27 protein-coding genes and 1 pseudogene are annotated in these 24,352 nt (G+C 63.2%); 14 read left to right on the forward strand and 14 right to left on the reverse strand.

Annotation, left to right across the window (positions count from 1 at the left end):
- Nucleotides 1-15: 15 nt before the first annotated feature.
- The 11 genes and pseudogenes from BN69_RS15085 to BN69_RS15135 form a co-directional block, all read right to left on the reverse strand.
- Nucleotides 16-1,062, reverse strand: coding sequence for a hypothetical protein (locus BN69_RS15085; protein WP_014892503.1), 1,047 nt, complete (start codon nt 1,060-1,062; stop codon nt 16-18).
- Nucleotides 1,063-1,313: 251 nt separating this feature from the next.
- Nucleotides 1,314-2,246: a glycoside hydrolase 5 family protein gene (locus BN69_RS15090; protein WP_014892504.1), complete on the reverse strand. Its 933-nt coding sequence runs from the start codon at nt 2,244-2,246 to the stop codon at nt 1,314-1,316.
- Complete coding sequence (locus tag BN69_RS15095; protein ID WP_014892505.1) at nt 2,243-3,001, reverse strand: TIGR04290 family methyltransferase; 759 nt, start codon at nt 2,999-3,001, stop codon at nt 2,243-2,245. The genes BN69_RS15090 and BN69_RS15095 overlap by 4 nt, the downstream gene beginning before the upstream one ends.
- Before the next feature lie 25 nt (nt 3,002-3,026).
- On the reverse strand, nt 3,027-3,617 hold the full coding sequence (locus BN69_RS15100) for a histidine phosphatase family protein (protein ID WP_014892506.1): 591 nt from the start codon (nt 3,615-3,617) through the stop codon (nt 3,027-3,029).
- Between the two features lie 2 nt (nt 3,618-3,619).
- Nucleotides 3,620-4,693, reverse strand: a complete 1,074-nt coding sequence (locus tag BN69_RS15105; RefSeq protein WP_014892507.1) for an inositol-3-phosphate synthase — start codon at nt 4,691-4,693, stop codon at nt 3,620-3,622.
- A gap of 191 nt (nt 4,694-4,884) precedes the next feature.
- Nucleotides 4,885-6,315, reverse strand: coding sequence for a Coenzyme F420 hydrogenase/dehydrogenase, beta subunit C-terminal domain (locus tag BN69_RS15110; RefSeq protein WP_051013484.1), 1,431 nt, complete (start codon nt 6,313-6,315; stop codon nt 4,885-4,887).
- 45 nt (nt 6,316-6,360) lie between these two features.
- Nucleotides 6,361-7,422: a polysaccharide pyruvyl transferase family protein gene (locus BN69_RS15115; RefSeq protein WP_014892509.1), complete on the reverse strand. Its 1,062-nt coding sequence runs from the start codon at nt 7,420-7,422 to the stop codon at nt 6,361-6,363.
- Between the two features lie 125 nt (nt 7,423-7,547).
- A complete protein-coding gene (locus BN69_RS15120; RefSeq protein WP_014892510.1) occupies nt 7,548-7,997 on the reverse strand; it encodes a c-type cytochrome in 450 nt (149 codons plus the stop codon).
- Nucleotides 7,994-8,713 (reverse strand): c-type cytochrome, encoded by a 720-nt coding sequence (locus BN69_RS15125; protein WP_014892511.1) that lies wholly within the window; start codon nt 8,711-8,713, stop codon nt 7,994-7,996. Before BN69_RS15125 ends, BN69_RS15120 begins: the two co-directional genes overlap by 4 nt.
- 10 nt (nt 8,714-8,723) lie before the next feature.
- A complete protein-coding gene (locus tag BN69_RS15130) occupies nt 8,724-9,533 on the reverse strand; it encodes a substrate-binding domain-containing protein (protein WP_014892512.1) in 810 nt (269 codons plus the stop codon).
- Nucleotides 9,530-11,427, reverse strand: a pseudogene (locus BN69_RS15135) (PQQ-dependent dehydrogenase, methanol/ethanol family). Before BN69_RS15135 ends, BN69_RS15130 begins: the two are co-directional and overlap by 4 nt.
- A 411-nt stretch (nt 11,428-11,838) precedes the next feature.
- Between BN69_RS15135 and BN69_RS15140 the strand changes: the two are divergent.
- Nucleotides 11,839-12,534, forward strand: a complete 696-nt coding sequence (locus tag BN69_RS15140; RefSeq protein WP_014892516.1) for a ceramidase domain-containing protein — start codon at nt 11,839-11,841, stop codon at nt 12,532-12,534.
- On the opposite strand, the gene BN69_RS15145 is transcribed toward BN69_RS15140, so the two are convergent.
- Nucleotides 12,489-13,088, reverse strand: coding sequence for a CPBP family intramembrane glutamic endopeptidase (locus tag BN69_RS15145; RefSeq protein ID WP_014892517.1), 600 nt, complete (start codon nt 13,086-13,088; stop codon nt 12,489-12,491). The two genes, BN69_RS15140 and BN69_RS15145, sit on opposite strands and share 46 nt — an antisense overlap.
- 310 nt (nt 13,089-13,398) lie before the next feature.
- Here BN69_RS15145 and BN69_RS15150 point away from each other — a divergent pair, with 310 nt between their 5' ends.
- The 5 genes from BN69_RS15150 to BN69_RS15170 all read left to right on the forward strand — a co-directional run bounded on the left by BN69_RS15150 (nt 13,399) and on the right by BN69_RS15170 (nt 16,089).
- Nucleotides 13,399-13,746, forward strand: coding sequence for an AtpZ/AtpI family protein (locus tag BN69_RS15150; RefSeq protein WP_014892518.1), 348 nt, complete (start codon nt 13,399-13,401; stop codon nt 13,744-13,746).
- 157 nt (nt 13,747-13,903) lie between these two features.
- Nucleotides 13,904-14,671 carry a F0F1 ATP synthase subunit A gene (locus BN69_RS15155; RefSeq protein WP_014892519.1) on the forward strand — a complete coding sequence of 256 codons (768 nt, stop codon included), beginning with the start codon at nt 13,904-13,906 and terminating at the stop codon, nt 14,669-14,671.
- Nucleotides 14,672-14,716: 45 nt separating this feature from the next.
- The gene (locus tag BN69_RS15160; protein WP_014892520.1) at nt 14,717-14,938 is read left to right on the forward strand and encodes a F0F1 ATP synthase subunit C; all 222 of its coding nucleotides are present in this window, start codon (nt 14,717-14,719) and stop codon (nt 14,936-14,938) included.
- Nucleotides 14,939-15,028: 90 nt separating this feature from the next.
- A complete protein-coding gene (locus BN69_RS15165; protein ID WP_041927438.1) occupies nt 15,029-15,598 on the forward strand; it encodes a F0F1 ATP synthase subunit B family protein in 570 nt (189 codons plus the stop codon).
- A gap of 11 nt (nt 15,599-15,609) precedes the next feature.
- Nucleotides 15,610-16,089, forward strand: coding sequence for a F0F1 ATP synthase subunit B family protein (locus BN69_RS15170; RefSeq protein WP_014892522.1), 480 nt, complete (start codon nt 15,610-15,612; stop codon nt 16,087-16,089).
- A 123-nt stretch (nt 16,090-16,212) separates the two neighbouring features.
- On the opposite strand, the gene BN69_RS15175 is transcribed toward BN69_RS15170, so the two are convergent.
- Nucleotides 16,213-16,749, reverse strand: coding sequence for a hypothetical protein (locus BN69_RS15175; RefSeq protein WP_244434971.1), 537 nt, complete (start codon nt 16,747-16,749; stop codon nt 16,213-16,215).
- A gap of 91 nt (nt 16,750-16,840) precedes the next feature.
- A complete protein-coding gene (locus BN69_RS15180) occupies nt 16,841-17,374 on the reverse strand; it encodes an invasion associated locus B family protein (protein WP_014892524.1) in 534 nt (177 codons plus the stop codon).
- A 327-nt stretch (nt 17,375-17,701) separates the two neighbouring features.
- Here BN69_RS15180 and coxB point away from each other — a divergent pair, with 327 nt between their 5' ends.
- From coxB to BN69_RS15220, 8 genes are all read left to right on the forward strand, one after another.
- Nucleotides 17,702-18,565 carry a cytochrome c oxidase subunit II gene (gene coxB, locus BN69_RS15185; RefSeq protein ID WP_014892525.1) on the forward strand — a complete coding sequence of 288 codons (864 nt, stop codon included), beginning with the start codon at nt 17,702-17,704 and terminating at the stop codon, nt 18,563-18,565.
- Between the two features lie 56 nt (nt 18,566-18,621).
- Complete coding sequence (gene ctaD, locus BN69_RS15190) at nt 18,622-20,283, forward strand: cytochrome c oxidase subunit I (RefSeq protein WP_014892526.1); 1,662 nt, start codon at nt 18,622-18,624, stop codon at nt 20,281-20,283.
- Nucleotides 20,284-20,398: 115 nt separating this feature from the next.
- On the forward strand, nt 20,399-21,331 hold the full coding sequence (locus BN69_RS15195) for a heme o synthase (RefSeq protein WP_014892527.1): 933 nt from the start codon (nt 20,399-20,401) through the stop codon (nt 21,329-21,331).
- A 12-nt stretch (nt 21,332-21,343) separates the two neighbouring features.
- A complete protein-coding gene (locus tag BN69_RS15200; RefSeq protein WP_014892528.1) occupies nt 21,344-21,553 on the forward strand; it encodes a hypothetical protein in 210 nt (69 codons plus the stop codon).
- Nucleotides 21,553-22,149, forward strand: coding sequence for a cytochrome c oxidase assembly protein (locus BN69_RS15205; protein ID WP_041927000.1), 597 nt, complete (start codon nt 21,553-21,555; stop codon nt 22,147-22,149). The genes BN69_RS15200 and BN69_RS15205 overlap by 1 nt, the downstream gene beginning before the upstream one ends.
- A 76-nt stretch (nt 22,150-22,225) precedes the next feature.
- A complete protein-coding gene (locus BN69_RS15210) occupies nt 22,226-23,116 on the forward strand; it encodes a cytochrome c oxidase subunit 3 (RefSeq protein WP_014892530.1) in 891 nt (296 codons plus the stop codon).
- Between the two features lie 70 nt (nt 23,117-23,186).
- Nucleotides 23,187-23,564, forward strand: coding sequence for a DUF983 domain-containing protein (locus BN69_RS15215; protein ID WP_014892531.1), 378 nt, complete (start codon nt 23,187-23,189; stop codon nt 23,562-23,564).
- Nucleotides 23,561-24,298 carry an SURF1 family protein gene (locus BN69_RS15220; protein ID WP_014892532.1) on the forward strand — a complete coding sequence of 246 codons (738 nt, stop codon included), beginning with the start codon at nt 23,561-23,563 and terminating at the stop codon, nt 24,296-24,298. Before BN69_RS15215 ends, BN69_RS15220 begins: the two co-directional genes overlap by 4 nt.
- The last annotated feature ends 54 nt before the right edge of the window (nt 24,299-24,352 follow it).

Consider the following 24,352-nt stretch of genomic DNA (forward strand, 5'->3'; position numbering starts at 1 on the left):
GATCTCGCGTGTCTGCTACTGCCGCAAGGCGTCTCTCACCGCGGAGCCAATCTGCATAGAGAGATCACGATTGATCATCGACTGCGACGGTCGAATTGATGTAACCGGTAGGAAGTGCGACCGGTCTCCCTTCTCTTTTCTCGCGATCACTGTTTCCGTATCCGGGGAGCCGAGCGTAATGATCAACTCAAATGTGTCTTTACGCCTCGCCGCAAACAAAGGCGCTGATGACGTTGAGATGCGAACCAGGTTCCACGTGGGCGTCGCGCTCGCCGAAAATTCGACGATGAAGGATACGTCGTGCGAAAACGTCTTTATCGGATTGTCCTTAGAATATCCCAACTCCTTTATAAATTCTGGAGGACATAGGCCCTCATCATCACTGTCTGAGCCGATATCATAGCCTAGAATTGGAACGACGGTTGACTCTCGCCTCGCCGGCACGCCGATGAAGGCGCACCTCTTTATCGGCTCCAGCACATCGTCGAGCCATTCCCGCAACTTCAGATCGTTCCCAATCGTGAAGCCTCCGATGCGATAACAGCCTTCTCCTGAATCTCGCTCCGCCGTGAGCCAGAAATCCTTATTGAACGGATAGAAAAACTCAACGTCTTCGACACGCACTGCATCAGCAGAAACCCCCGCGCCCAAGCCAAAATCGTAGCTTTGCCCAACGTTTCGCGGCAATGTCATCGTCTGGTCCTCGAGCAAGTCAGGCGCGTGCCAGATATGTGCGAGGGGAAGATTGGGAGTGTGAAACGTGACGCCGGGATTGAAGGAACCCAGCGTGTCAAAAGTGAACTTAAAATGCATCAGCGACGACCAATTTCTAAGCCATTCCAGGCGACGCCCAAACACCGGGTCATTCACCTGACTGTAAACCGCTTTTCTTATCTCGCACTGCACGCCTCGAACGACTGCATAGAACAACGCCTTCTTGTTCGGATGGCCGATGAGCCCTTGAGCCTCTATCGGTATGCAGCCTGCGATGCTCCATGCTGCGATCGCCGTAGCGGTCAGAGCCGAGATGGACTTAAAAATCTCTTTGCGGTGCTGAAACATGGTTGGATCTCGAAAAAGAACTCTCGAAGAGAGTTAAATGTGCAAAGGCTCTTATGATCATCATTAGAGCTCCAACGCAACCAGCGAGACGAGAAGCGACGATATTCCTCAATCGCTGTGACTTTGATGATACACAGTCAATTCTAGGGCTCGGCCAGACATGCAGGCCATTGCAGACTCTCGGCCCGAGGTAGAGCGGCCTCCTGGAACGCATCGATGTGCGATGTCAGAGGCCGAATCGACTCCAAAATCTATCGCAACGCGAGCTGCGCCTCGCAGCTTTCCGTCGCGCGCGCCGACCCCGCATATCGTCGGACCATACGCGCGCAGAATTCCGCAAATTCCTCAGGCGCCGCGGGAGCGCTGGTGTGATGCGGCGCAAGCCCGCGATGCTCGGGCGTAAAGCAGAAGGTGACGGTCACGTTGAAATCTTCGAGCGACCGCATCATCCGGTCGAAAAAGGCGTCGGCGCCAGGCTGGAAGCTGTCCGCCCATGACAGGCCGGTGCGCAGATCGGTGACGCCGAGACGCTTCATCCAAGCGACGGCTTCGTCGAGGCGCGGGTCCTCGAAATGGAACCATTGGACGAGGCCGAAAGCCGGCGTATGCCGCGCGAAGACGTCGAGGGCCGGCTTTGGCGTTCCGTCGGCGCGGATGAGCCCCATGTGGAAGTGCCGATAGTATGAGGAGCCTTCCGCTTCCTTGTGGCGCGTCGTGGCGCCCCAGGCCTCGGGAAGATCGAACAGGCTGTACCAGTGAAGGCGGGGAGCGCGTCCCCTTAGAAGTTCGGCGGTGCGCGCCATGCCCCAGGCTTGAACCTCGTCGGCGCCGAAGCTCGAAACGCCAACCTCGCTCACCCAGACGGGCAAGTCGGTGATCGCCTTGATTTCCGCGATTTTCGTGGGCCACTCCTGGATCTGCCACAGGTTCCAATCCAGCGGAAAGCCGTGCACGGCCACAGCGTCCACGTGGTCCAGCACCCCGCGCGCCTTCATGTTCGCAATGAAACCCGGATCGATGGGCGAAATGCCGCCGAGCACTCGCGTCAGATCGGCGTTCTCGGCGCGGATCGCCTGACCGGCGAGGATCGCCATTTCGGCGAAGAGCGTCCAATCAGGATCGAGCTCGGGATCCCAATGCGACTTGTTGTTGGGTTCGTTCCAGATCATCGCCGCTTCGATCATGCGGACGCCCCCCGCGCCGGATAGACCGCGCCCTCTCCCGCGGGACGTCCCGCGCATTTGCACAAATAGACCTCCTCTTCCGGGTGACCGATCAGTTCGAATCCGGACGAGCGCAGCATCGCTTCGACGCAGGCGCGGTTCGGCGCCCACCAATTTGTCGGATCGTGCGCATAGCGATGTTCAATGAAGTGCAGCTTGGGATAGCTGGGCGCATCGAATGCATCCGTCGCGAAGAAGGCGGCGTCCTTAGGCGTCTCCTCCACCTGCATGCTCCCGCGCAACATGCACTGAAACACCATCATGCCGCCCACCACGTGTTCGCGCACGAGATCCAGCGCGAGAAGCGGATGGCGCAGATGGTAGAGCACGCCCATGAAGAGGACGACGTCGAAACGCTCCTGAAGGCCCGCGACGTCATAGACCGATAGTTTCTCGAACCGCACGTCGAGCCCGGAGACTTCGGCGGCAAATTTCGCCTGAGCGAGATAGGCGTCGTCAAAATCGATGCCGAGCACGCGATCGGCGCCGCGCCGCTTCATTTCGAGACTGTAGAATCCCGCGTTGCAGCCGATGTCGAGAACGGAGCAGCCGGTGAGATCCTGCGGAATGCTGTCGGCGAAGCGTCGCCACTTCGTCCGTGGATAATCTCCGAGAAAATGGTCGGGGGCCGTCTTTACTCCGCCGAGGTCGAGATTGTGAAACCAGGGGCCGAGCGCTGCGACCTGCGCCTGGATCTGTTCGGTCGAGAAATTCATGCGCGCCTCGCGGGATTAAGTCCCCTCACCACACGACTTCGTTCAGGCCGGCGAGCCGCATGCCTGTCGGACCAGCTCTGACTTTCGTGATCGAGGCGGGGTCGACGTCGAAGAGACGGTAAGCGTCGAGCGGCAGCCCGAGCACGTAACAGACCGCGGCCTTGATCACGTCGGCATGGCTGACGAGCGCGATGCATGCGGCGTTTGGCGCGCGCGTCAACACTTCCATGTGCCGCACGATCCGCGTCTGAACGTCGCTCATGCTCTCGCCGGCGGGCGTGCGCGCCGTCGCCCGCGCCTCATTCCATGCGCGAAAAAGCGGATCGGCGTCGAGTCGGGCGAACTCCTGGCCTGACCATCGGCCGAAATCGATCTCGTCAAGAGCGTCAACCGTCCGCGGCTCCGCGAGCCCGCTGGCGTCGGCGATCGCCCGCGCGGTTTCCTGCGTGCGCTCCCTGGGGCTCGCTTCGACCATATCGAGCCGTTCGCGCCGCAGGCGTGCGGCGAGTCGCGCCGCCTGGGCGCGCCCCGTCGCGCCAAGTCCAACGCCGGGCGAACGGCCGGCTAGAAATCCGCCTATGTCGTCATAGGCCGCATGTCGTACGAGAAGAATCACGCTCACGCCTGCAGTCTCAGGCGCGCTGGCGGCGCGTCGGCGCCGTCGATGAAGCGCTGTGTGCGCTCGCGCGCCTCCGCGTCGGTGAACTGCTGCGGCGGAGATTTCATGAAATAGCTCGAGGGTCCGATGAGCGCGCCGGCCTCGCCACGATCCATGGCGAGCTTTACGCACCGCGCCGCGTCGATGACGATGCCGGCGGAGTTGGGCGAATCCCAGACTTCCAGCTTCACTTCCGCCGATATGGGAACGCCGCCGAACGCCGTGCCCTCAAGTCGGATGAACGCAAGCTTCCGATCCGTGAGCCAAGGCACGAAGTCGCTGGGACCGATGTGGATGTCGCCGTCGGCTAGCGGTTCAGGACACTGGCTGATCACAGACTGCGTTTTGGAAATTTTCTTCGAAACGAGCCGCTCGCGCTCCAACATGTTCTGAAAGTCGGCATTTCCGCCGACGTTGAGCTGGTAGGTGCGATCGAGTTTGACGCCGCGTTCGGCGAAGAGGTTGGCGAGCACGCGGTGAACGATGGTCGCGCCGACCTGACTCTTAATATCGTCGCCGATGATCGGCAGGCCTTTCGCCTCGAATCTCGCCCGCCATTCGGGACGCGAGGCGATGAACACCGGCAAGCAGTTGACCACCCCGCAATGCGCCGCGAGCGCCTGCTCCATATACCATTCCGCCGCGCGCTGCGATCCGACCGGCAAATAGCAGATCAGCACATCGGTGCGCGTTTCCCGCAGCACGCGCGCGACATCGCAGACAGGCGCGTCGGATTCCTCGATGACATCCTCGAGGTATCGGCCGATCCCGTCGAGCGTCGGCCCCCGGAGGACCCTCACGCCGATCGGCGGCGCCTGAGCGAATATGTGGGTGTTGTTGGGCGCGGCGTGAATCGCCTCGCAAACGTCGCGCCCCACCTTTGTCGCGCTGACGTCGAAGGCCGCGGAGACCTCAATGTCCGCCACGCGATATCCGCCGAGGTTGGGCGTCATCAGGCCGGGCGCCTGCGCGTCGGCGGAGGCCCGGCCGTAATAAGCGATGCCCTGCACCAGCGAGGACGCGCAATTGCCCACGCCGACGATCGCTATGCGGAGTTTTCGCGCGCCCAGTTTCCGCTCCGCTGTTGCCGAGACCTAGAGCGCTTCCCGATCACATGGAATCATGTGATCGATAAGGAAGCGCTCAAAATCAAAACGTTGGAGCAGGTTCTCATCGAAAAAGTCTGTCAACTTTTTCGGAACCTGCTCTAAGGAACTACACAGGATCAAACCTCGGGCGCGTCATGTTGTTCCATTCGTCGCGACTTCGCTCGTGACGAAGGCGCGCCTGCGTCGCGCATGAGACCCAATGATCGGCTCAAGCGCTCAACTTGATCGAAGGCCGTTCCGAGCGGGCCTCGTCCGTAGGTCAGCGCACCATAGGCGGCGGCCGCGGCGCGCGCCCAAAGCAGATAGATCCAAAGCGCGTCGAGGCGCCGGGCGAGTAGGTAGACGCGATGACTCCACACGGCGATATGGCGTCGCGCGCGATAGACGAGTTTGCGCCGGAACGGGAGATTGCGATCGGGCGCAATCCGCTTTCGCGGCTGTATGGCTCGGCGGCCTTTGACTCGCAGAGCGAGCCGATAGGCGAGGCCCTCCCGCCGGTGCCGCAGGCCCGCATCCTGCGTGCGCACGACGAAGTCGGCGTCCACCTCCTGAAGCTCCACCCTGGCTTCCTTGATGGCGCGCTCGAGAAGGCTCTGGATCAAGGGCGATCGAACGACGACGACATTCACGCCGCGGCCATCCGAAGCGTAGGGCTCAAGCCAAGCGTCGCCGAAGGAGATGTCCGCGGTCTCCGCGACCACGTCGTCGCAGAATTCGCAAGCGGAATTCTGGAAGAATCCAGCGCCCCAGTCGCCGTCGACGAGATTCCACCAGTCCTCTTCGCGCGGCGCGCCGTCCAAATGCGAGATGTGGGCGCGATACCAATTGGCGGGGCGCTCGGGATTTTTGAGTCGATAGTCGATGCCCGTCATCCGCCCGGGCGGAACGCCGAGCTGCCAGGCGAAGCTCTCGCCGAGGCGCGCGCTTTTCATGTGGCCGCAGAACAATCCCAACAGGAAGGCGATGCGCGCGCGAAGCAGCGGATCGCGACGACGCAGCAGGTGGATCGCCTTGATGAAGCAAGGAACGCCGACCACGGCGTAGCGCCCTGGCGTCTCGCGTATCTCGGCGATCACCCGCGAAAGCTCCACCGGATGGTAGCGGGACTTCGCTCCCGCGCGCACATCCTCGACGTTGCGCGACAGGCGATAGTCGAACAATCGGCCGTCGGGCGGGGGACTTTGCACGGCGGCGATATGCGCCACGCCGTCGACAAGTCCCCTCCGCAACAGCTCGACGGCGACCCAGCTCACCAATCCGCCAGAGCTCCCCGCTGCGCGAAAGCCGTCCTCCGCCGCATGTCCGACATAGGCGGCTTCGAAACGGCCGATCAGCGGGTGGCTCGACGCAGCGTGTGCGAAACGCCGGGTCGAAATATCGTCCTCATCGGCTGCGTGCGGAGAAAATGGACAGATATGCGCGACGTTACGATTCGCGCCGGCGCGCGCTGCGCTTCGCGGCGCCAGCTCTCCATAGCGATCCAAAGTTAACGCGACGCCGTCGCCGGCGCAGGCCCCGCAGCCGACGCACAGTCCGGAGCGGCGCATCGCGTCGGCGGTGAGGCGTGGACCTTCGTCGTTCACTGCGCGCCCTCACGCCAGAATGCGATCGAGAAACGCCTCGGAACGCGCGCGCATCAGGGAAATCCGCGCATAGACCGAGGCGTCCGGCGGAGCCGCCATCGCCTCGTCGAGAGCGTGCGGCGCAGACTCCGGCACGAGGTGCCGATGAGCGCCAAGCAGAGCGGCGAGATCGCGCACCTTGTTGGCGCGATAGCGGGACGCGGCGCATGCAAAAGGCTTTCGGTCGAGCAGCGCGAAGACGCAGCCGTGAAAGAAATTGGTCGCCACCGCCGCGGCGCTCGACATGAGCGCGCGAAAGGCTTCGGGGCCCGCCTCAATCCTCTGCTCGTCCGCCCAGTCATTGCGGTAGCCGACGCTGACGAGACGCAAGCCCTGCCGACGCGCTAAGCCAATCACGCGCTGCGTGAACCACTCTGGAAAGCCGTGACCGTAAACAGCAAGGTAGCGACGCTCGGCGCCGGCCGGATCGCTGTCGCCGGGCGCCGGCGGGGAGAGCAGACAAGGGTCGAGCGCCAGCTCCGGCGCTGGCGAATCCACGTCTTCGAGAAGCCGTCTCCCGCTTTCCTCGCGCACCGATATGGCTTCGAAATTCGCGAGCCAATTTCGCCATGGGGCGCCAATATAGTCACGCTGATAATTTCCGAAGCTCGCCGCATAGGCGGCGCGCCGCAGACCAGGAACGCCTTCTCCAAAGAACAGCGGCCAGCCGCCGTACCAGGGGTGATCCAGGTTGAAGACTTCGTCGCTGCCCACAAGAACGATCTCGCAGGTTTCGCTCTTCTGAGGTTGATCAAGCGGAAAGCGCGCCGATCTCGGCAGGCGCTGCACAGCGCAGCGGAAGGCTCGAATTTTTTGAACATAGCGCGGGATATCCTCGCTGCGCGTCGCGGTCGGCAGCGCCGGCGACAGCGCGCATTGGAGCTCCGCGCGTCGTACGGCTTCGGACACATGGTCAAGGAGCACAGCGGCGTGGCCGCGCCGCTCCAGCCACTCAAGGAGGCATCGCGCCTGCCAGTAGGAGCCGTAGTTGACGCAGCGATGAAATGTCAGGACGCCGATCTTGTGCCGCACAGTTCAGCTCCCTCGTGAACGGCGCCCCGCGCGATCAACCGGCGGGTCAAGGCTTTGTTCCGGGGCCGGCGTTCGCGTGCGAAGACTGATCGAGGCGACGTTCATTCGCCGCGGCTCTCATGAAACTATTTCAGCGTGTAAAGATATGCCGTGATATTGCGACTTTGCTCTTCGCTCAGATTCATATTGGGCATGGCGTTCCCCGGCACGAATTTCTGAGGGTCCTGAAGCCACGCCATCATATTTTGCGGCGTGTTGCGGAGAACGCCGGCGAGATAGATTCTCCTGCTGATGAAGTCGAGCGGCGGACCCACGCGCCCGTCGGCCCCAGCGATACCAGGAATCTTGTGGCAGGAGCCGCAACCAACGTCTCGGATCTCGGCGGCGCCGCGCGCCGGATCGCCAGCGACCGGCCCGCTCAACGACTCCGAGGCTTCGCTCTGGCGCGCCGACAACGCCAAGCATAGTGCGAGAACTGCGCAGAACGTCGTAGACGCGGCGGCGCCTTTGCGCAGAGCGCTCTGTTCAGGCCAGGGGCAGTTCAGGGTGAGCGCCGTATAAGGCCGATGTCTCATGGACGGCGGCCGCCCGGCTTTTGGCCAAAGTTGAAACGCTGCGTGTAACTCCAGGGCTTAGCGGTCTCGATGAATTCGGCGGGAGTCTGTTCGATCTTCAGCGCATCGCGCGAGATCGTTCGCCCCCAACCTTTGCTCGGCGCCTGGCTGATGCTCTCCACATAGGCGACGAGGTCCCAGATGATCTCGTTGGACAGCATGGCGCCCCATGCAGGCATGCCATTGGGCCGGCCATGATAAATGCTGAGATAGATGTTCACCGGCTCGCCGCCGTAGATGAAGATGCGGTTGCTGAGCGCAGGCCCCATGCCGCCGCCGCCATTTGGCGCGTGGCAGCCGACGCAGTTGAAAGTGGTGAAATAGGACATGCCCCGCTGCAGGGCTTGCGGGTCGCCTTTCACAGGATTGTCGATCGGGGGCTGCGGCGGCGGATCGCCGGGCAGAAGGGTCGTCACAGGCGCGCGAAGATATGTCTCGTTCGCCTGATAAAGGCCGATCGCGGGCGCAGGTTTCTCATTGGTCGATTGCGCGGCGGATGTCTCCGGCGATTGCGGCGCCGGCCGTGGCGCCGGCTGAGGGGTTTGCGCCGGCTCCGCCTGCGTCGCGGGCGGCGCCGTGCGTCCGACAGGATGATGCGTGCGCGCGAATGCGGAGTCGGCCGATACGCCGCCCAGCGTCAGCGTGAGCGCAATGGCGGCGTAGGGTCGCAGGCGCATCGGCGTCGTCCTAATCTGCAGGCTCTCGCACGGACGGGACGCCGAAGCTCGCGAGCAGCGCCGCAATCTCGTCGCTCTTGCGTTGGAGAACGTCATCGAGTCGCCGCTTGAGCGCGTCGTCGCCTTTGCGCACGCCCATGGCGATGGCGAATGAGAAGCGCAGCGGCGCGAATCGCCGCGTCTCCGTGATCGGCGTCACGCGCAGCGGCGCGGCGGCGTGAAGCGCGGCGTAGCCGGCGAGCGGCCCCCATGCGGCCGCGACGTCGATATCGCCTGTCGCAACCGCCTCGATCAGACGCGCGGGCGGCGAGTCTTGCCGATAATCGCCATAGACCGTGAATCCCACGACATTGTCGACAATCCCAAGCTCGCCAAGCGCGTGCGCCGGCGGCGTGTTCATCCCGTCGTCGCCGATCAGGTGCACGCCGATTTTCAACGCGCGAAGACTGGGATCTTCCAGCGACGAGATGGAGATATCCCGGTCGGCGCGCGACACGAAGACATAGCTTGATCGATAGTAGGGACGCGTCGTTTCGACGAGATCATAGTGCGCGGGCACGCCGATGATTACGTCACAGACGCCGGCCTTGAGGGTGTTGCGGACGAAGCCGCGCCGCTGGGCCCACCAGACATAGGAAACCGATTTACCGAGTTCGCGCGCGACGAGCTGGGCAAGCTTGTTTTCAAATCCGCGCTCCTGCGAATCCGAGAAGGGCAAATTGTTCGGATCGGCGCAGACTCGCAGATCATCGGCGCGCGCGCGCCCTGCCCAGACTGCGAAAGCTAAGGCGAAGAGAACCCGCGCGGCATGGCGTTTCACGGCCGGCCTCCCGGCGCCGCCGGGGCTTCCGCAGGTCGCTGCGTCGCCTCCTTGCTGAGCGAGAAAACCAGCAGCGTTCCGCCGCCGACAGTGTAGAGCGGAAGGTCTTGCGAGGCGCCGGTAAACCCTAGCGCGCCATTGCGCACGCGGGGATCGACTTCAGCGTTGGCGACGACGCCAGGCCAGCCGCCAACGCCAGAAAGGATCGCGACATACTGGACGCCGTCATTGCCGACGAAGGTGACCGGCTGTCCTATCAGTCCCGAGGGCGCACGAATCTGCCAAAGCAATTTGCCCGACCGCGCATCGACGGCTTTGAACATCCTGTCCATCGTGCCGTAGAAGGCGACGTCGCCCGCCGTGACCAGCGCGCCGCTCCAGACAAGCTGATTTTCCGTAATGGACCAGACCTTGGCGCGTTTGACCGGGTCCCAGGCCATAAATTCGCCGCGGTGTCCGCCCGGGCCGGCGTACATATCCACGGTGGCGCCGACAAATGGCGTGCCGGCGATATAGCTCACGTCGCTTGTTTTGAAGTTGGCGCAAAGATGCTGGTGCGGCACATAGAGAAGCTTGGTGCGCGGCGACCAGGCTGTGGGCTGCCAATCCTTGGCGCCCGGCGGCGCGGGACAGATATTCTCGATCGTCTTATTTAACACCGGCTCCAAGGCATGGTTGGGTTTGATGCGGCCCGTCTTCAGATCGACGCCCTCGTAAACCGTTATCGTATCATATGGTTCGGCGAGAGAACTTCGCCTGTCTCGCGATCCATCACATACATGTAGCCGTTGCGGCCGGGGTGGATCAGCGCTTTGCGCTTTGCGCCGCTGATCTCCAGATCGACGAGCACATTCTCGTTGACCTCGTCGTGATCCCAAAGATCGTGCGGGCTCACCTGATACGCCCATTTCGCCATGCCCGTATCGGCGTCGCGCGCGAAGATCGTGCTTGTCCAAAGGTTGTCGCCGGGCCGTTGATTGGAGTTCCACGGCCCTGGATTCGCGGTGCCGTAATAAATGAGATTGACGCTCGGATCGTAAGACAGCCAACCCCAGACCGTGCCGCCGCCCGTCTTCCATCGATCGCGCGGCCAGGTATCGACGCCGCGGTCCTTTCCTTTCATCCAATCGTAAAAGGGCCTGAAATCGGCGCCGATCAGCACTTCGGAATCAGGGCCGGTCGAATGGGCGCGCCACACGATCTTGCCGGTGTTCTGATCGACGGCGGTCAGCCATCCGCGAACGCCCAGTTCGCCGCCGCTGTTGCCGGCGAGCACTTTTCCTTTGACCGCCAGCGGCGCCATGGTGATCGTCTCGCCGAGATTGATGTCGCCGAGTTTTGTCACCCATAATTCGACGCCCGTGCGCGCGTCGAGCGCGACCATGTGATTGTCGAGCGTGTTGAGAAAGATCTTGCCATTGTCATAGGCGAGGCCGCGCGTCACTACATCACAACAGGCGACGCCCTTCGCCGCGACGTCTGGTTTTGGCGCGTAGGACCATTTGAGCTCGCCGCTCGCGGCGTCGAGCGCAAAAACCTGATTGGGACGCGGGCCGTCATAGGGCGCCGCGACATATAAAACGCCATCGACGACAAGCGGCGCCGCTTCCTGTCCCCGATCAACGCCAACCGAAAACGACCACGCAAGCTTTAGCTGAGAGACATTCTCGGCGTTGATCTGGTCGAGAGCGCTGTAGCGGGTATTGGCGTAGTCGCGCGAAGCGATCGGCCAGTTCTTTTCATTGGCGACGAGATCGGAAAGATCGGGCTGGGCCGATGTCGTGGTGGGTGCGAATAGCCACAGCGCCACGCTGAAAAACCAGGAAAGGCGCCATGCCGCGCAAGAGCAGGGATGAAGCCGAAACGTCGCCCTTAATGAGCATAAAGGCGACATGGCTTGCTCCGCATCGCAACGCTATCGGAATTAGAGCGCACGCAAGATGCGGCAAGAGCGGACAAGGCGCATGCAAGCTGAGCCGGCGCCGGTCCAAGACGCATCAAATGCATTGGCGCGCCCACGCGCCCGATCATGGCCGCCGCGCGACGTTGATCTGTGACCCCGAACGATGTGTTGGATGCTTCGGTCATTTCGTTGCTCGCGCCTGAGCGGAGGCGGCCGGGCGGGGGCTTCGCGCGTGTCGCCGGCGCGATGTCGGATGCAGCGGTCGCCACCGGCGAGCGGCCCGGACTTGCGGTTGGTTTGATCGCCGCGACGGCGAAAGCGCACTCGGCGATAGTGCAGGTCCGCACAGCGGCATTTTGCCGCCGTCGTCGCGCCGTAGTAATTGAGTTGCAAGAACCGCTCATGGATTGGCGCACGCCGGTAATGGATTATTGCGAGAGGCAGAGTTCGGCCTTCTGGGCGGAGCCGGCGAATGCGTTGAGCAATTTCGCTTTCGTGATCGCCGCCGCCAGCGCCTTTCTGCTTTGGCGACGGCGGGGCGGGGCGGATTATCCCGCGCTCGCGCTGATCGTCGTGACCGCGTCGGTCGGCGTCGGCAGCTTCATCTTCCATACGATCGCGACGCGCGGCGCCATGCTGCTCGACGTCATTCCGATCGCGCTCTTCATCTACGGCTATTTTCTGCTGGCGCTTCGCCGTTACTTTCGTCTGTCGATCGTTTTGGCGACGGCGGTCACGCTCGCCTTCGCGGCCCTGTCCTTTTTCGCGACGACCGTGGACGCGCTGAACGGTTCGGTCGGCTATCTGCCGGCGCTCGCCGCGCTGGCGATCTTCGCCGCGCTGCTGTGGACGTCGAGAGGACAGCGCGAGACGGGACGCACACTTGCCGCCGCCGCGCTCATTTTCGCATTCTCGCTGGTCTTTCGCACGATCGACCGCGCGATCTGTCCCGCCTTTCCGCTCGGCGCTCATGTCCTGTGGCACATGCTGAACGCCTGCGTGTTGTGGCTGCTGCTGCGCGCGGCCATCTTCGCCGGACCGCGCCCGGACGATCAGGCGAGCCCGATCCAGAACGCGAAGGAGCCGACCGCCGCGTGAGAGGCGGTCAAAGGCCAGACGTTGCGCGTGAAAAGATAGGCCGTGCTCCACGCGACTCCGGCGAGAAACGTGTTGGCGAGCAGGACGGGATCGCCATAGGCGCCATGCATCAGCGAAAAGACCGCCGAGGAAAACAGCACGTAATGGCGTCCGCTCATCTGCAGCCGATCGGCGATGAGCTTGGGGACCGAGCGGCAGACGATCTCCTGGCAGGGGCTCGACACGAGCACATAGAAGGGCGCGAAGGCGATCCAGTTCGGCTCCGGGGCCGAATGGCTCAGGAACTGCGCTTCGACGACGACTCCCGCTAAAAGAAGACAGGTCAGCGCGCCGCAGATCAGCCAGACGCGCGCGCCTCGGGGGGCGCCCAGACCGAGTTCGGCGAAGGAATATCCGCCGAGCACGCAGGCTGCGATGCAAAGGCCGGAAACGACAAGCAGCGCCTCGAAGCGAATTTGAAACGACAGCGCGCCGGTGGCGATCGCGAGGCTCGGCGCGAGCAGCAGGACCAGGAAGGCGACGAGGGGCGCCAGGGATCGTAAGGGGAGCGTCATAAAAGCGTAACATACAAACCGCTGTCACAGTTCCGCGCCCACGCCCTCCGGCAATTTGCCGCGCCGCGGCGCCTCGTCGGAGAGCAGATGTGTCCGCTCCGACAAACATGCTTTCATTTCAATTGGTTATCAAAACGACCCTCGCCTTGACTAAATGAATGACCGGAAATATGTTGCGCGCGGCTCGAAAGGATTGGCCGCAAGCCGAGAGTTTCGCGCCGTCTCCCGAACGGTTCGACTTTTCCGTCGCGCGGCGTCGCGCCATCGTTCAATTTTTGCGCATGGCGCAATCTGCGAGGCGACAACGCCGATGAGCGACGAAAACGAGGAAGACGCGGAGCGCGCGGCGCTCAACGCGCGGCTCGAAAAGCTCAACGCGGCCTTGCGCAAGGTCGACGAAGAGCAGGCCGCCGAAGTCGCGCCGCGGGCGGAGCGCAAGGGCTTCACGCGCGCCATGCGCGTCGGCCTTAACGCTTTTTCCGAATTCGTCGGGGCGGTGTTGGTCAGCGCCGTTATCGGCTGGCAGGCGGATCAGTGGCTTGGCACGGCGCCATGGCTTCTGATCGTGATGCTGGGACTGGGCGTCGCGGCGGGATTTTGGAACGTCTATCGCGTGGCGAAGCCAAAAGCGCCGGGCGAAGACGAGAGCAGGTTCTGAAAAAGTCGATAGGCGTTTTCGATGCGAACCTGCTCCGGCGTTTTGATTGAGCGATTCCATCGATCGCATGAGTCCATGTGATCGATAGGCGCTCTAGGGAACACGACGGCGCATCCGAGCGCCAAGCGGGGCCGGGCGGCGACGCCCGGAAAAAGCGATGAATCCGGAAGAAGCAGCCACAAAGTCCAATCCCATCGAGCAGTTCGAACTGCATCGACTGTGGCCCTTCGAGATCAGCGGCGTCGAGACGTCCTTCACCAACGCCTCGCTGTTCATGCTGCTCGCCGCGCTCGGCGTCGTCGCGCTGATGATCCTCGCGACCTCCAAGAAGGCGATCGTGCCCGGCCGCGTGCAGGCCATGGCCGAGATGCTCTATGAATTCGTCGCCGGCATGGTGCGTCAGACCGCCGGGACGGAAGGGATGAAGTTCTTTCCCTTCGTCTTCACGCTCTTCGCCTTCATTCTCATCGCCAATCTGATCGGGCTTGTGCCCTACACCTATTCGGTGACGAGCCAGATCGTCGTCACCTTCGCCTTCGCGATCGTGGTGATCTCGCTCGTGGTCGTTTACGGCCTCTATCGCCACGGCTTCGGCTTCCTCAACCTTTTCGTGCCGCATGGCGTGCCGCTGCCCGTGCTCGTCGTGCTGGTGCCGATCGAGATCATCTCCTTCCTGTCGCGGCCGGTGTCGCTTTCCGTTCGTCTCTTCGCCAATATCCTTGCAGGCCACATCACCCTCGCCGTGTTCGGCGGCTTTGTGGTGATGCTGCTCGGGGCCGGCGTCTGGGCGGCGCTCGCGCCCGTGCCGATCCTGGCGATCGTCGCGCTCTATGCGCTCGAACTGCTCGTCGCCTGTCTGCAGGCGTTCGTCTTCAGCGTTCTCACATGCGTCTATCTGAACGACGCGATTCACCCGGGCCACTGATAAAAATCGAACAATAAACGTCGCCCCATTCAGCAGGAGAAAGATATGTCAGAAATGCAACTCGTCGGCGCCGGACTGGCGGCGATCGGCACCGGCGCCGCGGCGATCGGCGTCGGCATCATTTTCGGCAATTTCGTCAACGGCGCGCTGCGCAATCCGTCGGCGGCCGCCTCCCAGTTCACCAACGCCATCATCGGCGCGGCCCTCGCCGAAGGCCTGGGCATCTTCGCCTTTCTCATCGCCATCCTGCTGTTCCTGAAGCAGTGACGTTTTCGCGTCCGGCCTTGCGGCCGGGCGCGCTTTCTCATGCGCCGCGCGGCCGCCGCGCGGCCCTTGTCCGAGACTTGGATCATGTCCATGGCGATCATCTCTTCCGCTTTCGCCGCCGAGGGCGAGCAGACGACGCACGAGGCCGTCGGCGCCGGCGAGGCGCATCACGAGGGCGTCTTTCCGCCCTTCCAGACCGAAAATTTCGCGCCGCAGATTTTCTGGCTCGTCATCATTTTCGGCCTGCTCTACGTGCTGATGTCGCGCATCGCGCTGCCGCGCGTGGGCGGCATCATCGAGAACCGGGGGGCCAAGATCGCTTCGGATCTCGGCGCCGCGCGCGAGATGCAGTCGAAGGCGCAGGCCGCCGCCGCCGCGAATGACGAAAACCTTCGTCGCCGCCGTGACGAGGCGCAAGGCATCGGCCGCGAGGCGCAGCACAAGATCGCCGCTGAGAGCGCAAGGCAGCGCGCGCTCGCCGAATCGCAGGCCGCGGAGAAGCTCCGCGCCGCCGACGAACGCATCGCGAGCGCAAAGACTCAGGCGCTGGCCAATGTCGAGCAGATCGCCGTCGACGCCGCCGCCTCCATCGTCGAGAAGCTCACCGGCGCCAAAATCGACCAGGCCGCGCTCGCCAAGCACGCGACATCGTCGAACTGAGGAGAGGCTCAATGCATTTCGACGCGGAATTCTACGTCGCCGTCGGCTTCACGATTTTCATTCTCGTGATGGCTTGGGTCGGGGCGCATTCGAAGTTCGCCGCGTTCATTGATGCGCGCATCAACCGCATCAAGGGCGAGCTCGCCGAAGCCGAACGCCTGCGCAACGAAGCGGAGGCGCTTCTTGCGTCCTTCGAACAGAAGCGGGCGGAAGCGGAAGCGGAGGCCAAGTCCATCGTCGCGCAGGCGAAGGAAGAGGCGGAGTTGATCGCCGCCGAGGGGCGTCGTCGCCTCGGCGAATTCATGGACCGCAGCGTCAAGCAGGTCGAACAGAAGATCGCTCAGGCGGAGGCGCAGGCGTCAGCCGAAGTGCGCGCCGCCGCGGCCGACGCCGCCGTCAGAATCGCCGAGCGTGCGCTCTCCGCTGGCGCGGGCGCCGGCAAGGACTTCGTCGGCGACGGCATCAAGGAACTTAAGTCGCTCGCGCATTGATGAGACGGGCGGCTTAGAGCGCTTCCCGATCACATCGACTCATGTGATCGATAAGGAATCGCTGAAAATCAAAACGTTGGAGCAGGTTCTCATCGAAAAAGTCTGACTCCTTCGGAACCTGTTCTAGCCGCCCTTGCGCCTTTTGTCGGCCATGGGCTTTTCTGCGCCCTGGGTGAAGCCGACCAGAATTTCGTAATCGTCCTGGGCGCGCGGACTCATGAGAGGCACCGTGAACGGATCGGCGATGACTTGAAATTCGCCGCGCGTGCCGCCTTTGGGGATTGACGCGCTAACGCGATAGGTCTTCGAGGCGACGAGCGTATCGTCTTTCAGACGGCGAATCGCCACCCGCAGATTGGCGCCATAGGCGCCGGGCTGACCGAGCGCGCCAAGCACGGCGGAGCCTTCGAGACCCACTCTGATCGTCAGATGATCGCCGTCGACCACGCATTCGCGCGCCGTCTCGCCGAGCGAAAGCTGATAGCGCACATTGGCGCCGTCGGCGTCCGGCGGCGACCGCAGCATGGCCGCGCCGCTTTCGATGAAGACTTCGGGACAATCCGGCGTCGCGCCAGGCGGCGCTGGCTGTCCCTCCTTCGATTCGTCGCCGCCGAAGATGCCGGGCACGCGGAGCCTCGGCAGTTCGAACGCCGCCGCCACGGGCGTGAGCGCGATGGATGCGGAAACAGCAATGGCCAGGCGGCTCCGCGCAGTTCTAGAGGGCTTCCCCACCGGGCGCTTCGTGCAAACGTTACGGCAGCTTTGCGAATCCATCCTTGAATCCCTGCAGAGTCAGCGGCAATCCTATGCCTTCTTCCGGAACCTGGTGAATGATGAAGGTTGCGGTCTTGCCGCTCTTCAGTTGATCGATGAGCTTGTCGTCCATCATCACCTCGGCGACGCAGCCCGTCGGCAGACATTTGACGAAACCGGCGCGGCCGACGTCGACCTGGTCGATTTTCAAGCCGAGCCCATTCGGCAGGAGCACGCCGAGCGGCGCGATCACGCGCAGCAGACGGCTCTTGCCGTCGCTTGTCTTCAAGACGATGACGACGAGGTTGACGTTGCTCTTATCCTCGGCGACGACGCTCTGAATCAGCGCGCATTGTTCCGCGGCCGCGCCCGCCGGCCTCTCGCAGCGCATTTCCCAATCGCCGAATTTGGCCTTGGCGGGGCTTTGCGCATGGCTCGCGCCGGCGCTGAGTCCGAGCAACAGCAATGACGCCGCCGCCGCGACCTGATGTCGCAACAGGCGACGCGTTTTCGCAGCGCGCAAGGGCTTCATGATGGCTCCTGGCGGACGGCTCCGTGGCCGTTCCAATTTGGTGACGCTGGGAAAGTGGCCGCTCGCCTCGGGCCGTCCAGCGCGACAGGCCGTTGCCTATCAAATGGACTTCAACTGTCAAGGTCGTCGGCGTTCGCGCCGCATTGTTTGGCAAACCCTTTGACGCGACGATTTGTCTGTCGAATCTGGCGTTGCAACAATTGCGCGGACCGACGGTTTGTGATTGAACCGGCCGACTACCGAGCGGGGCGGGCTTTGGGCGGGCTGCGCACGGAAATCACAAAAAGAACAATGACTGTCTGGCGAAGGGTTCGAAAGGCGGCTTTAATGTTTAACGTCAATCGACAGATGCTGACACGTGGCGCATTGGCGGCCGTCGTGGCGATTCCTGTGAATTTGTTCGCCGGCTTCGCCCTCGCACAAGTTGAAGGGCAGCCCACGCCGGGCGGCCTTGGCCTGCCGAACATGGTCACGCCGGTCGGCTTGGGGACTCAGCAATTCTACAACATGGTGCTGATGCCGATCATTTCGTTCATCGCGCTCTTCGTTCTGGGCTTGCTGGTCTATGTCAGCTATCGGTTCAACGAACAGAAGAACCCCATTCCCTCGAAGCTGACGCACAATACGCCGCTCGAAATCGTCTGGACCTTGATTCCGGTCCTCATCCTTCTGTTTATCTCCGTCCCGTCGCTGCGGCTGCTGGCGGAGCAGGTTCAAGTCCCGGAGGCGTCGGTCACGCTCAAAGTGACCGGCAACCAGTGGTACTGGTCCTACAAATATCCCGAGGATCAGGGCGGCGGCTTTGGCTTCGATCAGATGCTGAAGCCGGAATCCGAACTCCAGCCCGGCGATCTTCGCCTGCTGACCGTCGACAATGAGGCGGTTGTGCCGGTCAATGAGGTCATCGCCGTGCACATCACGTCGAATGACGTCATCCACGCCTTCGGCGTCCCCGCGTTCGGCGTTCGCATGGACGCGATTCCCGGTCGTTTGAACCAGACTTGGTTCAAGATCGAGAAGGAAGGCGTCTACTACGGCCAGTGCTTCTTCATCTGCGGCAAGGATCACGCCTATATGCCGATCGTGATCCGCGCGGTCAGCCGCGAGAAATACAATGAGTGGCTCGCCGAGGCGAAGCAGAAGTTCGCCAGCGCCGACTCGCGGGTGCGGGTCGCCGCCCAGAGCCACTGAGAAGCCGCTGAAACGAGACGCAACGGAACACACTAGTCTTTCTAAGGAACATGACGATGGCGAGTTCGACGATGGCCGGGGCGCATGATCATCCGAGGGGTTTGCGCCGCTTTCTTTTCTCCACCAACCACAAAGACATCGGCACGCTCTACATCATCCTCGGTTCGATCGGCGGCGTCATCGGCTTCCTGCTGTCGCTCGGCATGCGCCTCGAGCTGGCCTATCCGGGCGTGCAGATTTTTCCGGGGCTTGCGGAAGCGCTCCAGGGCGCCGATCCATCGATGGCGCTGGACGCGGGCAAGAACCTCTATAACGTCTTCATCACGGTCCACGGCGTGCTCATGATCTTCTTCATGGCCATGCCGATCCTCATCGGCGGCTTCGGCAACTGGTTCGTGCCGATCATGATCGGCGCGCCGGACATGGCCTTCCCGCGCCTCAACAACATCTCATTCTGGCTGCTCGTCGCCTCGCTCGTGCTCGCCGTCATTTCGATGTTCGTCGAAGGCGCGCCGGGCATGAAGGGCTTCGGCGGCGGCTGGACCTTCTATCCGCCGCTGTCGTCGAACACCGGCTCGCCCGGCCCGGCGATGGATTTCGTGATCCTGGCGCTGCATCTCGCCGGCGCTTCGTCGATCCTTGGCGCGATCAACTTCATCACGACGATCTTCAACATGCGCGCGCCGGGCATGACGCTGCACAAGATGCCGCTGTTCGTGTGGTCGATCCTGGTGACCGCCTTCCTGCTGCTGCTCGTGCTGCCGGTGCTCGCCGGCTGCGTGACGATGCTGCTCACCGACCGCAATTTCGGCACGATGTTCTATGATCCGGCGGGTGGCGGCGATCCGCTGCTGTTCCAGCACCTGCTGTGGTTCTTCGGCCATCCGGAAGTCTACATCGTCATTCTTCCCGGCTTCGGCATCATCAGCCAGATCGTGTCGACCTTCTCCAAGAAGCCGGTGTTCGGCTATCTCGGCATGGCCTACGCCATGGTCTCCATCGGCGTGCTCGGCAGCATCGTGTGGGCGCACCACATGTATACGGTCGGCCTGTCGCTCAATGCGCAGCGCTACTTCACGCTGGCGACGATGGTGATCGCGGTGCCGACCGGCATCAAGATCTTCTCCTGGATCGCGACGATGTGGGGCGGGTCGATTTCATTCCGCGCGCCGATGGTCTGGGCGATCGGCTTCATCTTCGTGTTCACGATGGGCGGCATCACCGGCGTCGTGCTCGCCAACGCCAGCGCCGACAAGCAGTTCCACGAGGGCTACTATGTCGTCGCCCATTTCCACTACACGCTGTCGCTCGGCGCGGTCTTCGCGCTCTACGCGGGGTTCTATTACTGGTTCCCCAAAATGACCGGCTACATGTATTCGGAGACTTTGGCCAAGGCGAACTTCTGGCTGCTGTTCATCGGCGTCAACGTCGTCTTCTTCCCGCAGCACTTCCTTGGACTGGGCGGGATGCCGCGCCGCTACATCGACTATCCGGACGCTTACGCGCTGTGGAATTTGGTGTCGTCCTCCGGCATGATCTTCGTCACGCTCTCGCTGCTGGTCTGGTTCTACGCGATCATCGAGGCCTTCATGAAGAAGCGCCTTGCCGGCGCCAATCCCTGGGGCGTGGGCGCAACGACGCTGGAGTGGACTCTGTCGTCGCCGCCGCCCTTCCATCAGTTCCAGGTTCTGCCGCGGATCACCGGGGCGAGCCGGTAACACATGAAGCGTCGGCGCGAAGAGAATTCGCGCCGACGATGCAAGCCGGCGCCGGCGAGCAATGACGCGGCTCTTCTGCGCCCGCCTCAGCGGCCAAGGTTCTGAGTGAAACGCCATGAGCGACGCATCCTATCTGCACGATGAACCGGCTCCGCGCATCTCGGTCGCGTCGCCATCCGACTATTTCGCGCTGCTTAAGCCGCGCGTGATGTCGCTCGTGGTGTTCACCGCGCTCGCCGGCCTGTTGCTCGCGCCGACGCCGCCGCATCCGCTGATCGGCTTCGCCTCGCTCCTGGCGATCGCCGTCGGCGCCGGCGCCTCAGGCGCGCTCAATATGTGGTACGACGCCGACGTCGACGCGCTGATGACGCGCACGCGCAAGCGCCCGATCCCGGCCGGACGGCTCGATCCCGAGGCGGCGCTTGGCTTTGGTCTCGTGCTGGCGACGCTGTCGGTCTTCACGCTCGGCTATGTCGCGAACTGGTTCGCCGCCGCGCTGCTCGCCTTCACCATTTTCTTCTATGTCGTAATCTATACGATGTTGCTGAAGCGCTGGACGCCGATGAACATCGTCATCGGCGGCGCCGCCGGCGCGCTGCCGCCGATGGTCGGTTTCGCCGCCGCGACCGGCGAGATCAATCTCGCGAGCGTCGTGCTCTTTGCGATCATCTTCATTTGGACGCCGCCGCATTTCTGGTCGCTTGCATTGCTGAGAAGCGAGGACTACGCCCGCGCCGGCGTGCCGATGCTGCCCAATGTCGCCGGCGAAGACCGCACGCGTCTTGAAATTCTGATCTATGCGCTGGCGCTCGCGCCGCTCGGCGTCGCGCCTTGGCTGCTGGGTTTCGCCTCGCTCGCCTACGGCGTCGTCTCAATCGGCTGCGGGATCGCGCTCGTCGGCGGCGCTGCGGCGGTCTTCACGCAGCGCGAAGGCGACGCGGCCCGTCTGGCCGCCCGCCGGATGTTTTTGTTCTCCATCCTCTATCTCTTCCTGCTGTTCCTGGTCCTCGTCGTCGAGCAGACGGCGCATATCTTTGCGCTGATCTAGGCGGCCAAGCGGATGGTGAACGAAATGACCGATGCGGGAGACAAGATGAAAAAGGGCGCCAGCCTGTTCGATCGGCCCGGGATCGTGCTGACCGAAGAGCAGGCGCGCAGCCGCCGCGCGCGCAACGTCGCGATCGGCGTGACGATCGCGCTCCTGGCCGCGCTGTTCTACGCCGTCACGCTGGTGAAGTTTGGCGCGGCCATCGTCAATCGGACGATCTGATGATGAACGCGCCGGCGCCTCGTTCACGCAAACGCCCGCGGATGATCGCGGCGGCGCTGGTCGGGGGCGCGGCCGCGATGCTCGGCCTGTCTTTCGCATCGGCTCCGCTTTACCGCGCCTTTTGCGCAGCGACCGGCTTTGGCGGCACGCCGAGGACGGATCTGGCCGGCGCGCCGTCCCCCGGCGAGCGCGTGCTCACCGTGCGTTTCGACGCCAATGTCGCCCGCGATCTGCCGTGGCGCTTCGAGCCCGAGGTCGCCAAGATCTCCTTGCGCACCGGCGAGACGAAAACCGTCTATTACAAGGTCGCCAATCTTTCCGATCGCGAGACCAGCGGCCAGGCGGCCTACAATGTGACGCCCGGCCAGGCCGGGGCCTTCTTCGTCAAGGTCGCCTGCTTCTGCTTCGAGGAGAAGCGGCTCGGCCCGCATGAGGCCGAAGAATGGCCGGTGGTGTTCTATCTCGATCCCGCTCTCGAGCGCGAAGAAGGCATGCGCGGCGTTCGCGAGATCACGCTGTCCTACACGTTCTTCGCGATCAAGGATTCCACCGCGGCGAAGACGAGCGAGACGGCGACCGCAAAGCCGAAGGGTTGACGGCGCCGCGCGACTTGACCGCGCGGCAAACTAGGGGACTGGCCGGTACCGCCGGCCGATGACAAGGAAGAGCAAGATGGCGGACGGACACGCGAAACCCGAACACGACTATCATCTGGTCGATCCGAGTCCGTGGCCGATCGTGGGCGCGCTCGCCGCGCTCATCACGGCGATCGGCGCGGTGATGTGGATGGCGCAGCACAAGGGCGCGCCGATCGGCGGCATGACCTTCGGCGGCGCCATGTTCTTCGTCGGCATGGGCGGCATTCTGCTCGTGATGTACGCGTGGTGGAGCGACATCATCCACGAAGCGAGCGTCGGCGGATTCCACTCGCCGGTCGTGCGGCTGCATCATCGCTACGGCATGATCCTGTTCATCTTCTCGGAGGTGATGTTCTTCGTCGCCTGGTTCTGGGCGTTCTTCAATTCGGCGCTTTTCCCGGCCGATGCGGCTCAGGTCCTGCGCACCGAATTGTTCCAGGGCGTCTGGCCGCCCAAGGGCGTTGAAGTGCTGAGCCCCTGGAAACTGCCGCTGCTCAATACGCTCATTCTGCTCAGCTCCGGCGCGACTCTGACCTGGGCCCATCACGGCCTTCTGGAAAACAAGCGCGACGTGTTGAAGAAGGGCTTGATCGCGACGATCGCTCTCGGCCTGCTGTTCACGGCGATCCAGGCCTATGAATATCTCCACGCGCCCTTCGCCTTCGCCTTCGATCCGGCGAAGCCGGCGGCGACGAATTACGGCTCGACTTTCTTCATGGCGACCGGCTTTCACGGTTTCCACGTGATCGTCGGCACGATCTTCCTGATCGTTTGCCTGCTGCGCGTCTTCAAGGGCGCCTTCACGCCGGACCAGCATCTGGGCTTCGAATTCGCCGCCTGGTATTGGCACTTCGTCGACGTCGTCTGGCTGTTTCTGTTCGCCTGCATTTACGTGTGGGGGAACTGGGGCGGGACGATGGAATAGGCGCGCCGACGCCCTTTGAACATTGGACGGTCACGGGCGCGCCCGTGACCGTTTTCGTTGGAGGACCAACATGTCCCAAGAGCACGTCTATCCGCCCGTTTCGCTTTATGTCGACGGAATCCTCGGCAGATGTCCGCGCTGCGGTAAGGGCCATATGATCCGCGGGCTGCTGACGGTTGCGCCACGCTGCGAGGTTTGCGGGCTGGACTTCGCTTTTGCCGACGCGGGCGACGGTCCGGCGATCGTCGTCATGACCGTCGTCGGCTTCGTCGCGATCGCGGTGCTGTGGTACGTCGAGGTGACATATCAGCCGTCCTATTGGGTGCATGCCGCGATCCTCGCGCCCCTGTCGGCCGTTCTCTGCATTGGGCTGCTGCGGCCGACGAAAGGTCTGCTGATCGCCTTGCAATATTTCAACAAGGCTGAAGAAAGCCGCCATCAGCCGTGAGCGCCGCCGTCCGCGCGCTTCTGGGGCCGGCGGTTGCGACGACGCTGCTCTTTGCGCTGCTGGTCAGTCTGGGGTTTTGGCAGGTGCGGCGGCTCGGCGAGAAAGAGGCGCTGATCGCGCGCATCGAGCAGCGCTCCAAAGAGGCGCCGCAGCCGGTTCCGCCGCCTGAGCGATGGGCGAGCCTTCGCGCCGAAGATTACGACTTCATGCATGTGCGCGCGACGGGCAGTTTTATCGGCGGCCGCGACGCGCTCGTCTTCGCCCCGCCGTCGGACGGCGCGAGCCGGGAGCCGGGCTATGGGCTGCTCACGCCGTTCGCGCTGGCGGGCGGCGGCGTCGTGCTGGTCGACCGCGGATTTCTTCCGGCGTCAAAAGCCGGCGACGCCGGCGTGCGCGCCGCCCCATCCGGCGAAGCGACGCTCGTCGGATTGCTGCGCGCGCCGGAGCGCCGCAACTCCTTCACGCCAGCCGACCAGCCCGAGAAGGGCGTCTTCTTCGCGCGCGATCCCACGGCGATCGCCGGCGCTCTCGGGGTAGCCGACGCTGCGCCTTTTGCGCTCGTCCTCGACGCGGCTCCCGCAGCGGGGTCGGATTGGCCGCGCCCAGTGGGGGGCGTTCCAACCATCGTCAATAATCACTTCTCCTACGCCGTGACGTGGTTCGGCCTGTCGGTCGCGCTTCTCGTCGTTTTTGGGATCTACGCACGCGGCGTTCTTGCGCATGAGCGCATCTAGCGACCTCGGGCTTGCGGCGCTGTCGAATATGCTATGAAAAGCGCACTGACACGC

The sequence above is a fragment of the Methylocystis sp. SC2 genome (genome assembly GCF_000304315.1).
GTDB lineage: Bacteria > Pseudomonadota > Alphaproteobacteria > Rhizobiales > Beijerinckiaceae > Methylocystis.

Coding starts and splice junctions, on each gene's coding strand:
- BN69_RS15085 (WP_014892503.1), bottom strand. CDS start 1,062: ATGTTTCAGCACCGCAAAGAGATTTTTAAGTCCATCTCGGCTCTGACC.
- BN69_RS15090 (WP_014892504.1), bottom strand. CDS start 2,246: ATGATCGAAGCGGCGATGATCTGGAACGAACCCAACAACAAGTCGCAT.
- BN69_RS15095 (WP_014892505.1), bottom strand. CDS start 3,001: ATGAATTTCTCGACCGAACAGATCCAGGCGCAGGTCGCAGCGCTCGGC.
- BN69_RS15110 (WP_051013484.1), bottom strand. CDS start 6,315: ATGCGCCGCTCCGGACTGTGCGTCGGCTGCGGGGCCTGCGCCGGCGAC.
- BN69_RS15120 (WP_014892510.1), bottom strand. CDS start 7,997: ATGAGACATCGGCCTTATACGGCGCTCACCCTGAACTGCCCCTGGCCT.
- BN69_RS15125 (WP_014892511.1), bottom strand. CDS start 8,713: ATGCGCCTGCGACCCTACGCCGCCATTGCGCTCACGCTGACGCTGGGC.
- BN69_RS15140 (WP_014892516.1), top strand. CDS start 11,839: ATGGATTGGCGCACGCCGGTAATGGATTATTGCGAGAGGCAGAGTTCG.
- BN69_RS15145 (WP_014892517.1), bottom strand. CDS start 13,088: ATGACGCTCCCCTTACGATCCCTGGCGCCCCTCGTCGCCTTCCTGGTC.
- BN69_RS15150 (WP_014892518.1), top strand. CDS start 13,399: ATGAGCGACGAAAACGAGGAAGACGCGGAGCGCGCGGCGCTCAACGCG.
- BN69_RS15155 (WP_014892519.1), top strand. CDS start 13,904: ATGAATCCGGAAGAAGCAGCCACAAAGTCCAATCCCATCGAGCAGTTC.
- BN69_RS15160 (WP_014892520.1), top strand. CDS start 14,717: ATGTCAGAAATGCAACTCGTCGGCGCCGGACTGGCGGCGATCGGCACC.
- BN69_RS15165 (WP_041927438.1), top strand. CDS start 15,029: ATGGCGATCATCTCTTCCGCTTTCGCCGCCGAGGGCGAGCAGACGACG.
- BN69_RS15170 (WP_014892522.1), top strand. CDS start 15,610: ATGCATTTCGACGCGGAATTCTACGTCGCCGTCGGCTTCACGATTTTC.
- BN69_RS15180 (WP_014892524.1), bottom strand. CDS start 17,374: ATGAAGCCCTTGCGCGCTGCGAAAACGCGTCGCCTGTTGCGACATCAG.
- coxB (WP_014892525.1), top strand. CDS start 17,702: ATGTTTAACGTCAATCGACAGATGCTGACACGTGGCGCATTGGCGGCC.
- ctaD (WP_014892526.1), top strand. CDS start 18,622: ATGGCGAGTTCGACGATGGCCGGGGCGCATGATCATCCGAGGGGTTTG.
- BN69_RS15195 (WP_014892527.1), top strand. CDS start 20,399: ATGAGCGACGCATCCTATCTGCACGATGAACCGGCTCCGCGCATCTCG.
- BN69_RS15200 (WP_014892528.1), top strand. CDS start 21,344: ATGGTGAACGAAATGACCGATGCGGGAGACAAGATGAAAAAGGGCGCC.
- BN69_RS15205 (WP_041927000.1), top strand. CDS start 21,553: ATGATGAACGCGCCGGCGCCTCGTTCACGCAAACGCCCGCGGATGATC.
- BN69_RS15210 (WP_014892530.1), top strand. CDS start 22,226: ATGGCGGACGGACACGCGAAACCCGAACACGACTATCATCTGGTCGAT.
- BN69_RS15215 (WP_014892531.1), top strand. CDS start 23,187: ATGTCCCAAGAGCACGTCTATCCGCCCGTTTCGCTTTATGTCGACGGA.